The 13284-nt window shown below is 32.9% G+C and carries 15 protein-coding genes, 1 tRNA gene and 1 pseudogene; 7 read left to right on the forward strand and 10 right to left on the reverse strand.

What is annotated here, in order from left to right; genetic code table 11:
- Positions 1 to 436: pseudogene (locus tag ACJAZK_RS13470) on the reverse strand (hypothetical protein); the annotation flags it as partial.
- 235 nt (positions 437 to 671) lie between these two features.
- Between ACJAZK_RS13470 and ACJAZK_RS13475 the strand changes: the two are divergent.
- The 3 genes from ACJAZK_RS13475 to ACJAZK_RS13485 are packed head-to-tail and all read left to right on the forward strand — an operon-like array spanning position 672 to position 2624.
- Positions 672 to 1226: a transposase gene (locus tag ACJAZK_RS13475; protein WP_415224465.1), complete on the forward strand. Its 555-nt coding sequence runs from the start codon at positions 672 to 674 to the stop codon at positions 1224 to 1226.
- Positions 1227 to 1279: 53 nt separating this feature from the next.
- Positions 1280 to 1927, forward strand: coding sequence for a tetratricopeptide repeat protein (locus ACJAZK_RS13480; protein ID WP_415224466.1), 648 nt, complete (start codon positions 1280 to 1282; stop codon positions 1925 to 1927).
- 10 nt (positions 1928 to 1937) lie between these two features.
- Positions 1938 to 2624, forward strand: coding sequence for a hypothetical protein (locus tag ACJAZK_RS13485; protein WP_415224467.1), 687 nt, complete (start codon positions 1938 to 1940; stop codon positions 2622 to 2624).
- A gap of 902 nt (positions 2625 to 3526) precedes the next feature.
- Here ACJAZK_RS13485 and ACJAZK_RS13490 read toward each other — a convergent pair.
- Positions 3527 to 3600, reverse strand: a tRNA-Arg gene (locus tag ACJAZK_RS13490).
- A 103-nt stretch (positions 3601 to 3703) separates the two neighbouring features.
- On the opposite strand from ACJAZK_RS13490, the gene ACJAZK_RS13495 reads away from it, so the two are divergent.
- From ACJAZK_RS13495 to ACJAZK_RS13505, 3 genes are all read left to right on the forward strand, one after another.
- Positions 3704 to 4264: a YeeE/YedE family protein gene (locus tag ACJAZK_RS13495; RefSeq protein WP_415224468.1), complete on the forward strand. Its 561-nt coding sequence runs from the start codon at positions 3704 to 3706 to the stop codon at positions 4262 to 4264.
- 4 nt (positions 4265 to 4268) lie between these two features.
- The gene (locus ACJAZK_RS13500; RefSeq protein WP_415224478.1) at positions 4269 to 4676 is read left to right on the forward strand and encodes a DUF6691 family protein; all 408 of its coding nucleotides are present in this window, start codon (positions 4269 to 4271) and stop codon (positions 4674 to 4676) included.
- 106 nt (positions 4677 to 4782) lie between these two features.
- The gene (locus tag ACJAZK_RS13505; protein WP_415224469.1) at positions 4783 to 6189 is read left to right on the forward strand and encodes an MBL fold metallo-hydrolase; all 1407 of its coding nucleotides are present in this window, start codon (positions 4783 to 4785) and stop codon (positions 6187 to 6189) included.
- Between the two features lie 16 nt (positions 6190 to 6205).
- On the opposite strand, the gene ACJAZK_RS13510 is transcribed toward ACJAZK_RS13505, so the two are convergent.
- From ACJAZK_RS13510 to ACJAZK_RS13545, 8 genes are all read right to left on the reverse strand, one after another.
- Positions 6206 to 6481 carry an ATP-dependent Clp protease adaptor ClpS gene (locus ACJAZK_RS13510; RefSeq protein WP_415224470.1) on the reverse strand — a complete coding sequence of 92 codons (276 nt, stop codon included), beginning with the start codon at positions 6479 to 6481 and terminating at the stop codon, positions 6206 to 6208.
- 128 nt (positions 6482 to 6609) lie between these two features.
- Positions 6610 to 7443 (reverse strand): M57 family metalloprotease, encoded by an 834-nt coding sequence (locus ACJAZK_RS13515; protein ID WP_415224471.1) that lies wholly within the window; start codon positions 7441 to 7443, stop codon positions 6610 to 6612.
- 234 nt (positions 7444 to 7677) lie between these two features.
- Positions 7678 to 8514: a 50S ribosomal protein L11 methyltransferase gene (gene prmA / locus ACJAZK_RS13520; RefSeq protein ID WP_415224472.1), complete on the reverse strand. Its 837-nt coding sequence runs from the start codon at positions 8512 to 8514 to the stop codon at positions 7678 to 7680.
- A gap of 141 nt (positions 8515 to 8655) precedes the next feature.
- Positions 8656 to 9405 (reverse strand): triose-phosphate isomerase, encoded by a 750-nt coding sequence (gene tpiA, locus ACJAZK_RS13525; protein ID WP_415224473.1) that lies wholly within the window; start codon positions 9403 to 9405, stop codon positions 8656 to 8658.
- Positions 9406 to 9442: 37 nt separating this feature from the next.
- Positions 9443 to 9934 (reverse strand): TlpA family protein disulfide reductase, encoded by a 492-nt coding sequence (locus ACJAZK_RS13530; protein ID WP_415224474.1) that lies wholly within the window; start codon positions 9932 to 9934, stop codon positions 9443 to 9445.
- A gap of 1 nt (position 9935) precedes the next feature.
- On the reverse strand, positions 9936 to 11012 hold the full coding sequence (locus ACJAZK_RS13535; RefSeq protein WP_415224479.1) for an ABC transporter permease: 1077 nt from the start codon (positions 11010 to 11012) through the stop codon (positions 9936 to 9938).
- A 238-nt stretch (positions 11013 to 11250) separates the two neighbouring features.
- Positions 11251 to 12345, reverse strand: a complete 1095-nt coding sequence (locus tag ACJAZK_RS13540; protein ID WP_415224475.1) for a BT_3928 family protein — start codon at positions 12343 to 12345, stop codon at positions 11251 to 11253.
- Positions 12346 to 12355: 10 nt separating this feature from the next.
- Positions 12356 to 12895 carry a DUF1599 domain-containing protein gene (locus ACJAZK_RS13545; RefSeq protein ID WP_415224476.1) on the reverse strand — a complete coding sequence of 180 codons (540 nt, stop codon included), beginning with the start codon at positions 12893 to 12895 and terminating at the stop codon, positions 12356 to 12358.
- A 129-nt stretch (positions 12896 to 13024) separates the two neighbouring features.
- On the opposite strand from ACJAZK_RS13545, the gene ACJAZK_RS13550 reads away from it, so the two are divergent.
- Positions 13025 to 13284 (forward strand): dihydropteroate synthase (locus ACJAZK_RS13550; protein WP_415224477.1); only part of this gene is annotated, 260 nt, incomplete at its 3' end.

Genomic DNA, 13284 nt, shown 5'->3' on the forward strand with positions numbered 1-13284 from the left:
ATGTCCCAGGAACTACTTCTAAGATTAACTTTATAGAAAATGACACAAAATTTGACTCTTCAGAAGTGTAATTTGTAATCCATCTAAATGATGAATTTGAACTTACAAAGGCCATTTGGCTTAAAAAAGTTGTAAGCCCTCTCTTGTTTTTTATGGATGAAGAAACACCAGTTTTTGAAACATTAAAATTAAAAGGACCACTATAATATCTTCCAATAAATTGAAAATTTCCGTTTTGAAACCCCATTCGGGCACCCTTAAATAGACGTTTATGCAAACGGATACCATGTTTTGTATTTAGGGTTGCTCCAACCCCATCTTTCTTAAATGTTTTCCTTACAGCAAAGCCACCGGTTCTCGAAATCCGAACATTCTTTCCGATATATTCTAGTCTTTTTTGTGGTTTTTTCTGTTCTTCTGGATTCCGATTCGACATTGAATACATTTAGAAATAAGTTTTTCTTGGTATTCTATTTATTTTAATTGGCAAGCCGTTCTCAAAAATGCTTGGTTACGAAACATAAATACTTAAAGTTCTGTTTTAATATAATAAATTATAGAACGAAGCCTTTTTTCTTGACTGCGTTGTATAACGTCAGCAAAAAGTGAACTAATTATCACTTTAATATAAGAGATAGGTTTTATTATTTTTACAAACCTTTAAATCTTAAATGATGAAAAACAAGAAAAGTGCCAGTGCTTTAATTAGCGACTTAAAACGTAAGACAAGAAAAGCTTACAATTCAGAAGACAAAATCAGGATTATTATTGAAGGAATGCGTGGTGAAACGACCATTGCAGAATTGTGTCGAAAAGAAAGCATCCATCAAGCTAATTACTACAAATGGTCCAAAGATTTCATGGAAGCAGGAAAGCGCAGGCTAAATGGAGATACGATGCGAGAAGCTAACACATCGGAGGTTCACGAACTCAAAAGTGAGAATGGTACTTTAAAAGAGTTATTGGTTGGATTCGGTTTTAATTATTTAGAGAACAATATTGCAAACCAACCAACTCCTTGTTTTAATTGTAAAAAGGTTTTTGTTAGAAATATCAATAATGAAAAACATAAGTGTCCCAATAATAAATGTAGAAGAAAAGTTGAACCCTATGGAAAGTTTGTTGAAACAGAATATGGAATGGAATATGTTTTAGATGAAAAGAACAAATGTCCAGTATGTCTTGAAGTGGAATTAACTTTTGAGCCATTCGGGATGTGGGATTAAAATAAATATAAACTCGTCAAAATATAAAAGCATACCTTACGAAAATTCATCTTATGAAAAACCTACCAATATTAATACTGTTTATTACCAGCATACATTTCACTTATGCTCAATCTAGTCAAACATTAAAAGGGGATATTGAGACTGATTCCACAGCAGCTGAATCTTATTACAAAACAGGTGTCGACAAAATTGAATCTGAGGATTATAAAGGAGCATTACAAGACTTTGATGAAGCCATTAAGCTTAACCCTAAATGTGCCGATTGCTATCATAACAAAGCTTATGTTAAAGACCTTTTAGAAGACTTTATCGGAGCAATAGAAGATTATACCTTAGCTATTATGCTTAGCCCCAATGATGCTATCAACTACAACAATAGAGCTTTGTTGAAATCCTATTTTGAAGCCGATGAGGGAGCTTTACAAGACCTAAATAAAGCCATTGAGCTAAGCCCTAATGATGCAGGATATTATAACAATAGAGGGGTTGTTAAGCAATCTCTTGAGGATATTAATGGCGCAATTCAAGATTATACTAAGTCTATAGAGCTAGACCCAACTGACGGATTAACTTATCATAATAGAGGATATTGCAAACAATTATTAAAAGATTTTGATTCAGCTTGTTTAGATGCAAAAAAATCAGAACAACTTAGTTATGATGCTCAAGAACTAATTGAAAATGTTTGCAATAATTAAAAACAGTCCTATGAAGAACATTTTATTTCTATTGACTTTTATCACATTAGCTTCTTGTAAAACGACTAAAAATGAAAAGGACGTTACTGACTATTTTGAAAAGTCATTCAAAGAGCAAAAAGATTTGAAGTTATCGACAGAACATACAGAGCATTTTGATTCTATAAATAATTTGTATTCAAACTATAAATATAAAGTTGCATTTGATGCACCTAATAATTGGTCGACTGATACTGGGGTTTCTGAGCATACAATTTTTAGAACTTTTCAGCCAGATTCAGCTATAACATTTGTAATTAATGTTGTAGAGTTAAAAGTGCCAAAAAACGAAAAGGCACCTGATATTTGGGAAATGTATCAAAATCAAAAAGATAAAATGGATTACTCAATTAAAGTATTAATCCCCGAGCAATTTAACACTACAGTAAATGATTTTGAAGCTAGTAAGACCTATCTAAAAAACAGAACTACATTAAAAAGAAAGTTTAGTTATCTAGTTAGGGAATTAGATACGGAATATAGCAATACCTCTATAGTCTATCAAACTTTAATTAATAATCTTTCATATACATTTAGTTTAGATGTGCCAACAATGTTTTATGAAGAGAAACCAGAATATTTTGAAAGTCTATTCTTGAAGATATATTTCCTCTTAAATAATAATAATAATAATGATATTAATAATAAAAACGATTAAACATGGCTAATAAAAACGAAAAGCAGAAATCATCATTACTCTTTAAAATTAGTATTGGCATTCCAATATTTTTGATTTTATGGGTTTTGGTAAAGACCTTATTGGGCAATTAAAAAATATCACAAAATGAAAGTGTATTCATTGATTCAGTTCATATTACCATCGGATATGCAAAAACTAGAAACATTAGCTATAATTGTGATTATTGGAATTGTAATACATAGGCATTACATAGTAAAAAATGTAATCAATAATACTTATAGAAATCGAACTTTTCTATATTGCGTTTATGTTTTGCTAGTGTGGTTAATTTGGTTTTTAATTAATTGGGTATATTAAAAAACTGTAAAGAACCTGTCATCAAAAATTGTACTTGAAATTCCATATTTTACACCAAAATAAAATTGGAGTGTAACTTTTTTATTAAAGACCTACCTAAATATTAGGGCTCAATTGCTAAAAGGAAAACGGTATTATTTACCCCCACGCCCTCCTAAAATTAAAATTTTCAAAAATATTTTTTCACTTTTTATGGTTGAATAGTAAGTGTTTAAGGGCTTTTTGATGTGTCTTAATAGATTTACTTAGGTAAATTTAGAACTAAGGTTTTTTTGAAAACAATTATAATTAATTCAATACCCGAATAAGTTAATTACTTGTATAAATTTGATTAGCCTATTTATTTTTGCTGTCTTTCGAGTTTTAGTTAAAGACCTATTTCAAGCAAAATTTCATATATTTTAATGAACGGTTTTTGCTGTTAAACTTTATTTATTTTACATTTAAAACAATAGGGTTATCCTTCTTATAATAACGAGGTTAATTAATGGTTTTTGTGCAAATTTTGTGCAAATACAAAAACAAAAAAGGCCTACATCTCTGTAAACCTTTATTATCATTAGTGACCTCGACTGGATTCAAACCAGTAACCTCTTGAGCCGTAATCAAGTGCGCTATTCAGTTGCGCCACGAGGCCTTTTTAAGTGGGTGCAAATATACTACATTTATTAAATTATTCCCAAACTATTATTTCAAAAATTCTAAATACTTATTTTTGTACTCAATTTCAAATCCAAATTATGCAATTCATTCTAGATCCTTGGCCTTGGTATGTTTGTGGTCCTCTCATCGCTATTATTATGTTTATCCTTATTTATTTCGGAAAAACATTTGGTATGTCATCCAATCTTAGAACACTCTGCACCTGGGCTGGTGCTGGTAAAAATGTAAAATTCTTTGATTTTGATTGGAAAACACAACGTTGGAATCTTACAGTAGTTTTGGGAGCTATTATTGGTGGCTTTTTAGCACATTTCTACCTATCGTCACCAATTAACATCGATTTAAACCCAGAAACTGTTAAAACGCTTAATACCCTAGGTTTTGAAAACGCTGGCCAATCGTTGCTACCTCCAGAATTATATAGCTGGGATGCTGCGCTTAGCATCAAAGGACTGGCTATTTTAATTATTGGTGGATTTCTAGTTGGCTTTGGCACTCGCTACGCTGGAGGTTGCACATCTGGACATGCCATTACTGGCCTAAGTAGTTTACAATTGCCATCATTAATTGCTGTTATAGGCTTCTTTATAGGAGGCCTTATTATGATTCATTTATTATTTCCTTTAATTTTTAGTTAGTATGATACAATATTTAAAATTTTTATTCGTCGGAATTCTCTTCGGAATCGTACTCGTAAAGTCTGAAGCAGTCTCATGGTACCGTATTTACGAAATGTTCAAATTTGAATCATTTCACATGTTTGGTATTATTGGAACAGCTGTTATTACGGGAATTATCTTACTCCTTATTAGTAAGAAACTAAAAAATATAAATGGTGGTTTAATGACTGTACCAAAAAAAGAAAAAGGTTTTATACGCTACATTATTGGCGGAACCATTTTTGGTTTAGGCTGGGCTTTGTCTGGTGCTTGTCCTGGACCAATGTACATTCTGATTGGCACCGGAGCATTTTCTGTAATTATCCTAATTCTCGCTGCCCTTTTAGGAACGTATGTTTACGGTTTGATGAAAGACAAATTACCACACTAGTAAAAGTTAGTATTTGTCGGTTCTAAAAAAAGAATACTTTGTATCTTTGAGGTGGCGAAAATTTAAAAACATAACTCTTTTTTAGATAATTGAAATTGATATTCTTATGATAATCGAACAAATATATACAAACTGTTTAGCTCAAGGTGCTTACTATATTGAATCTAATGGAGAGGTTGCCATTATAGATCCACTTCGTGAAACACAAGCTTACATAGATAAGGCTGATAAAAACAAGGCCAAGATTAAATATATTTTTGAAACACATTTTCATGCCGATTTTGTTTCAGGACATATCGATCTAGCAAAAAAAACTGGCGCGACAATTATTTATGGGCCAGGAGCAGAAACTTCCTATGAGATTCATTCAGCAAAAGATAACGAAGAATTTAAACTGGGAAACATTACTATTAAAGCCTTACATACTCCTGGTCATACTTTAGAATCAACAACTTATTTGTTAATTGACAAGAATGGAAATAATCATGCCATTTTTTCTGGTGATACTTTATTTTTGGGTGATGTCGGGAGACCTGACTTAGCGATAAAATCTGATTTAACAAAAGAAGATTTAGCAGCTATGTTATTTGATTCTCTCCGGAATAAAATAATGTCTCTCGCAGATGATGTCATTGTTTATCCTGCTCATGGCGCAGGTTCTGCCTGCGGAAAAAATTTGAGCAAAGAAACTGTGGGAACTATTGGAGATCAAAAAAAAACCAATTATGCCTTAAGAGCAGACATGACTAAAGCCGAATTTGTAAAAGAAGTATTAAACGGCATTGCTCCTCCTCCACAATATTTTGCAAAAAATGCCATGTTAAACAAAACAGGCTATGATACTTTTGAAACTGTATTAAAAACAGGAAACATCGCTTTATCTCCTGAAGATTTTGAAGCTATGGCTAATCATGAAGAGGCTTTAGTACTTGATGTGAGACCTCAAAGTGACTATATAAAAAGTCATATCCCTAATTCAATTTTTATTGGTCTAAATGGTACATTTGCACCTTGGGTTGGTGCTCTAATTAAAGACATCAAACAACCTATAATTTTAGTAGTTCCTGAGGGTAAAAGCCAAGAAGCTGTGACACGTTTATCTCGTGTAGGTTATGACAATACTTTAGGATATTTAAAGGGCGGTATTGAGGCTTGGATTTCCTCAGGAAAAGACATTGACATATTAGAATCTATATCTGCCATAGAGTTTTCAAACCGAGTTAAAACAGGTAATATTAATATTCTAGACGTTAGAAGAGACGGTGAGTTTCAAAGCATGCATCTTGAAAATGCTAAACATTTTGCTCTAGATTTGATTAATGAGCAAATGAATGATGTTTCTAAAGACAAAACCTATTATATCCATTGCGCTGGTGGCTATAGAAGTGTCATCGCTGCTTCTATTTTACAAACACGAGGATTTTATAAACTAGTGGATGTAGCTGGAGGTTTTGACGCAATTAAAACCACAGATTTACCAATGACAGATTTCGTTTGTCCATCGACATTGTAAATTTAAACATACGAAGCTAAATTATCTCGGCACTTAAACCGGCCTCTAAAAGCATTGTGCAACGAGGCTCTAACTCTTTATATTCCCCTGTTTTTACCGTACATTGGCCCTTATAATGCACCAATATCGCGCATTGTTCTGCCTGCTCTGGTGTATGATCACAGGCATAGATTAAGGTATCTATAACGTGATCAAATGTATTGACATCGTCATTATACAATACAATCTCATTGAGAGGTAACTCGAGAGTATCAACGAGGTGTTCTTCTTTTACTTTTTCTTTTGTACTCATTATTTGGTGCATAGCAATTTATTTAATGAGGTTGGTGATTTCGGTTTTGCAAAATTAGAAAAAACTCCTCAATAAAAAAAGACTTCTATTCATAGAACAGAAGTCTTTTACAATTATTGCAACACCTATTAATACATAATATTTAGTGCATTGACATCGTCAATTCCAAATTCCCCGTCTTCACTTGTACTAAAACAAGCCAACATAACAGAAGTCTCTGGATTATTACCTCCTAAATCTATTGCTCCGGCTTGACCAGCGCCTTCATTGACGTTTTGACCACAACTTGCTCTATTAAACCAATCTGTATGTCTAAAACCTACAGAGTGACCAATCTCATGTGTTATAACATGTTCTACTACATTGGTGTCATAAATATCTAAACCATAAATTTGAACAAATTTATTTGGATTACCATTACTAGGGAATCCAGCAGAACCTCCTGAACCGGATTGATTTGGATTATGATAAACCACCATATCTTTAGATTGGTAATCTGTACCAAAAGATAATTGAAAAGAAATAGAGACACCACTCAAAGCATTGTAATTATTGACAGCCCATTGTAACGCTGTTCTCTCTTTTGTAGAAAGGCCAGAGCCTCCACCTCCAGTGTAACCAATTATAGTTATGGTCCTACCTTGAGACACTAAATTATTAGTTCGATAATTTCTAGATAATTCGTCTTCTACTACAGGACTTAAAGCGATGATTTCCTTTTCACTCATGTAGATATCACCTTCTAGTTCTATCATTTCTTTTGTAGTGCCGTCAGGCAAATAGAAATCAACAATTTTAACACCATTGATGTTCATCTGTAAGTCGGCTAATTTTGCCAATATTCCGGAAGAAACCCCTCTTTCAAGAGAGACTTCTTCGATTGGGCCATCATCTTTTTGACAAGACTGAATACTAAACATAAGGCATAGACAAGCTAATGCCACAAATTTGATTTTTTTCATTTTTGGGTAAATTAAGTTAATAAATGATATTTACGTAAATTGGGGCGAGCTGGACAACAACGATTATTTCATTGAAATTATATCATTATCTAGGCTGTGATAATTATCAAATCAAAGTTAACTATTTTAAAAATAAAAAAATTACGGTTTTTCCGTAATTTTAATACATTTTAATTATTTTATGTTAAACTTTTAAGTAATACGTCGGATATATTAAATAATACTGAATTATTCTTATTTTTTAAACTTTAAAGCTACCCAGTTATTTCTTTTTAATGTTTCAACATGAACTAGATCCTGTTTATTACATTCGGCTTTAATTATTGGGATATCTTCACTGTAAAACCCACTTAAAAATAATAGTCCCTCTTCATTTAAAGTCTTGACATAGGTTTCTATATCATTTAATAAAATGTTTCTATTAATATTAGCAATAACGATATCATAATGCCTCCCTGACAATATACTTGCATCTCCTTCTACTACTGTGATATGTTTACAGCTATTTCTTTCTACATTTTCTAAACTATTGAGATAGCACCAATTATCAAAATCTATAGCATCCAAAGGTTTTGCGCCTTTCATTTCTGCTAGGATGGCTAAAACACCCGTCCCACAACCCATATCTAAAACCGTTTTACCCTCAAAATCATTCTTTAGAATATGTTGAATCATCATATGTGTCGTTTCATGGTGCCCTGTGCCAAAACTCATTTTTGGTTCTATAATGATGTCAAATTCGGTATCTGGTTTTTCGTGAAAAGGTGCACGAACCGAACATTTATCATCCACAATAATAGGATTAAAGTTCTTTTCCCACTCTTGATTCCAATTGACTTGCTCGATTTCTTCGGAAGTAAAAGATATGTCAAACTCCTCTGAATCTAAAATTTGAATGTCATTAAGAATTTTATCATGACAGTCTTCTTTTTGAATGTATGCTGTCACACCCTCTTCTGTCTCCACGAAGCTTTCAAAGCCTGCATAGCCTAATTCCGCAATTAAAATTTCGACTCCTGGTTGCACTGGTTGCACTTTAAAATAGTACCCTAAATAAATAATGTTTGACATCGGTATGGTCGTGGTTTTAGCACCTAAGTGCGTTAGCGATAGAAATGGCATCCTTTTTTGTAGTTCTCAAAAAAGATATAATGGATAGCGCGACCAAGACAATGCTCTTTTGCATGTCTTGGTAACGCCCAAATTAAATTTTTAAAATGCGTTTACAATGGCATAAAAATCGTCTGCCTTTAAAGCTGCACCTCCAATAAGTCCGCCATCAACATCAGGCTTTCCAAAAATTTCTTTTGCATTTGCAGGTTTTACACTACCACCATAAAGAATGGACATGTCTTCGGCAACTTGACTACCATATGTGTTATTTAATGTTTGTCTTATAAATTTATGCATATCTTGAGCTTGCTCTGGACTTGCAGTTTCACCTGTACCTATTGCCCAAACTGGCTCGTATGCTAAAACGATATTCTTAAATGCTGAACCTTCTAAATGAAACAAGGCATTCTTGATTTGAGACTCTACTACATCTTCTTCTTTTCCTGCTTTACGGTCTGCCAATTCTTCTCCAAAACAGAAAATAATTCTCATGTCGTTTGCTAAAGCTGCATCTACTTTTTTTGCTAATGATGCGTCTGTTTCATTATAATATGCACGACGCTCACTATGACCTAAAATAACCGTTTGTATCCCAATACTTTTTAACATACTAGCGTTTACCTCTCCTGTATAAGCTCCATTTTCTGCAAAGTGCATATTTTGTGCGACAACCTCTATTTCATCTTGCCTAGTTGCTTCAAAAGCGTGCCATAAGTTTGTAAATGATGGTGCAATCATCACTTCTGCATTTGACGTTTTTGTTTGCTCTTTTAAGTCTGAAATTAACGCTGCAGTTTGCGATAAATCATTATTTAGTTTCCAGTTACCTGCTACAATATTTTTTCTCATGTGTTTCGTTTTTTATGTTTCCGAAGAAACTTAAATTTTATTTTAAATGTGCTTTAATTTTTGAATCGTTAGCTTTTATAGCTCTAAATAATTTGATAGTACTTTCACCATCAATAACCATATATCGCGGAACCCAATCTAGATCTACAAATTCGCTAAAAGGACCATCCCAACCAGAAGGCATAAAATAATGCTCTCCATTTATGCCATACTTTTTAATACTGTTTTTCCAACTCTCTTGTGTTTTATCCATGGATAAAAACAAATAGGTTACGTCTGTATATTGGCCCTGCAATACTTTCAAATCTGGTAACCCTACAATACAATCTCTACACCAACTTGCCCAAATATCAATTAAAACTGTTTTTCCTTTATAGGTCTCTAAAATTGATTTTAGATTTTCTTTTTCTCCTTCATAATTTATAAAAATAGCACTCAAAGCAGCTTCTGAAAATTGAACTGGCTCGGGTTGTGCTTCACAATTTGTGATACAAAGACAGATGAATACTGTGTACATTATATGTCTCATACTATTCTAGTTTCACTTTTGGGTCTAGCCATCCATAAATAATATCGACAAATATATTAATGATTATAAACAATAGTGCTATAACTAAAACTGCTCCCATTATTACTGGTAAATCTAATGTATTGAGCGCATTGACTATTTCTTTGCCCAGACCATTCCAGCCAAAAATATATTCTACAAATACGGCTCCTGCTAACATCGAAGCAAACCAACCTGAAATCGCTGTTACTACAGGGTTTAAAGCGTTTTTTATAGCATGTTTTCTAATGATCTGAAATTCACTAAGCCCTTTGGCTCTTGCTGTTCTAATATAATCTTGATTAAATACCTCTAAAAGTGAATTCCGCATTAACTGAATAACAACTGCTAAAGGACGAATCCCTAAAACAACGGCTGGAAGTATAAGGTTCTTCCATTTTATAGTTACTTTTTCTCCAAAATCATCAAGCTCATATAAACTTCCTGTCATTTCTAAATTAGTGTACTTATGAAGCACAAAACCGAAGAACCATGCAAATAGAATAGCACTAAAAAACGAAGGCACACTCATGCCTAAGGTGCTAAATATTTGAATCGTTTTATCTATCCATTGGTCTTTATAAAGTGCAGATATTATACCAAATAAGACACCTAATACAATAGCAATAACAATTGCTGAAACCGCCAAAACCGCAGTATTTGGAAGTGTCTCTCCAATAACTTGCGATACTTTTTTACCTTGTTTGGCAAACGATTCTCTTAAGTATGGAAACTTGATAACTACTGTTGTATTCCCAACAGTAAACAATTTTGATGCTGAATATTTACCAGCTTTTAAATAGGTGTAGTCGTCTTGGTTTAATGAGTGAAATGAAATAGGAGTTAAATCATTTAAATAATATAAATACTGAGTTGAAATAGGTTTATCAAATCCGTATTTAGCTTTCACAGCAGCTATTTGCTCGCTATCTTCATTTTGTCCAAGCATCATTTGTGCAGGATCTCCAGGTAACACATTAAATAAATAAAATATGACTGTTACTACACCTAGAAGAGTGAGTAATGCATAAAGGATTTTATTTAGGATATATCTTATCAGGCGTTTATTATTTGATGTTGAGTTGTGCTTACACGTCTTTAAGTATACTCAATTATTATTTCTCAGAGAGACGTAAAGTCGCATAGCCTTGTTTGATTACTCTTTTGCTGTTACTCCAGAGTTCTATCCTATTAAATTTTAACTAAGACGTAAACCCACTAAGCCTTTTGTAAATGCTTTAGTATGATTATAGTACTGATATTTTATCATTCAGCTCCAAATCTGTAACTTCTAAAAACTATAATTTAAGGTCATCAATATCATTCCAGTGTACTTTTTGAGTTACGGTTCCTTTTTCTAAAACAACAACACCTGGATTTGCCCTTACTATTGTTTTTAATACTTTTTCATCACACAAATAAAAATCAAAATCTAGATTATAAGTGTTTCTTATTTCTTTTTTCTTTGCTTCACCAGAAGCCGTTACACCAATTACAGTATAGCCTTTTTTCTGAGCTTCGTCTGCCATCGCCTTAAATTTTCTCATACCATCCACTTCTGTTTTCTCTAAGCTGTAAGCGACAATTATGACCAATTTATCCAACTCTAAAAACTGCTGTGTTAAATCTTCATCTTGAGACTCTATAGAAAAATCTTGAATTTTAGGTACATCGCCTTCTTCAACTAGTTTGGTATCTACACCTATAATTTCGTCATATTCTTTTGGCCCACGACCTCGATCTGTTAGTGTTTTTTCTTCACCATTGATTTTGTAGGTCCAAACATAATCTGTTACCGATTTTTGAGCGTCTGCTGGTAATTGCATGTTCTCCTGTAGGTTATCTCCTATTTTATAAGCTCTAAAATCAAATGTTGGTAAGTGCATCAACACATGATAACCAAACCATAGACACACGATAAAACTCAATAATGCAGTAACGGTTAATCCAAATTTGCTAAATATTGGTTTAATATGACGCTGACCTATAAACAAAATAATAATCATTACCAGCAAAATCACATCTTTCCAAAACGATTGCCAAGGGGACAATTTTAAGAAATCTCCAAAACATCCACAATCTTTTACTTTTTCAAAAAAGGCTGCGTAGAACGTCAAAAATGTAAAGAAGACAATCATCGCTAATAAACTCCAAACCGTAAATTTAGGTTTATAACCAATGAGCAAGAATACGCCTAATACTACTTCAAAAACGACTACAAATATTGCAAGCCCTAAAGCATAAGGTGTTAACGATGGTATATTGAGCACATCATAACTAAAATATTCTTCTAGTTTATATGAAAACCCTAAGGGGTCATTGAGTTTTATAAATCCTGAAAAAATAAATAATCCTCCTACAAATACTCGACATATGTTTACTAGTGCTTTCATGTTCTATTTTTTATGCTTCGTTTAAATGAATGAGTGCAAATACCGAATAATTAATCATATCCTGATAGTTGGCATCAATCCCCTCACTTACTAATGTTTTTCCTGCATTATCTTCAATTTGTTTTACACGTAATAACTTTTGTAAAATCAAATCGGTTAAACTACTCACACGCATATCTCTCCAAGCTTCACCATAATCATGGTTTTTATCCATCATGAGTTGTTTTGTAATCGCAATTTTACCATCATACAACTCAACAGCAGCATCCAAAGATAAATCTGGTTGTTGCACCACACCTTTTTCTAATTGAATCAAAGCCATTGTGCAATAATTGATAATACCAACAAACTCGCTCACTTCACCTTCATCAACCTTACGCTCGTTATTTTGTTGTAAACCTCTAATGCGCTGGGCTTTGATATAAATTTGATCGGTTAGCGATGGTAACCTTAAAATTCGCCAAGCACTTCCGTAGTCTTTCATTTTACTGATAAAAAGACTTCTGCATGTTGAAATCACAGCATCATATTGTTTTGAAGTATCTTGCATTTAAAACATTTAATTTTCCGTAAATTTCGCTTAAATAGTTCAGAGTTCAAAGTGCAATGTTCCAAATTCAAATTTTTTATGAATATCGGATGTATTTTGAGCCTCTAAAATAAAATTCGAAAGACGGCTATGACCATAAATTGTAAAGGCAAACTTATAGATTTATCAACTCCTAAAATCATGGGAATTCTCAATGTGACTCCAGATTCTTTCTATGATGGTGGCAACTATAAAAATGCAATGGCCATTATGAGTCAAGTAAAAACGATGACATCGCAAGGTGCAACATTTATAGATGTTGGTGGTTATAGTTCTAGACCTGATGCAGACGATGTTTCGGTAGACGAAGAGTTGCAACGTGTGATCCCAATAATTGAAATGATTCTTAA

The sequence above is a fragment of the Psychroserpens sp. genome (genome assembly GCF_047633235.1).
Taxonomy (GTDB): domain Bacteria; phylum Bacteroidota; class Bacteroidia; order Flavobacteriales; family Flavobacteriaceae; genus Psychroserpens.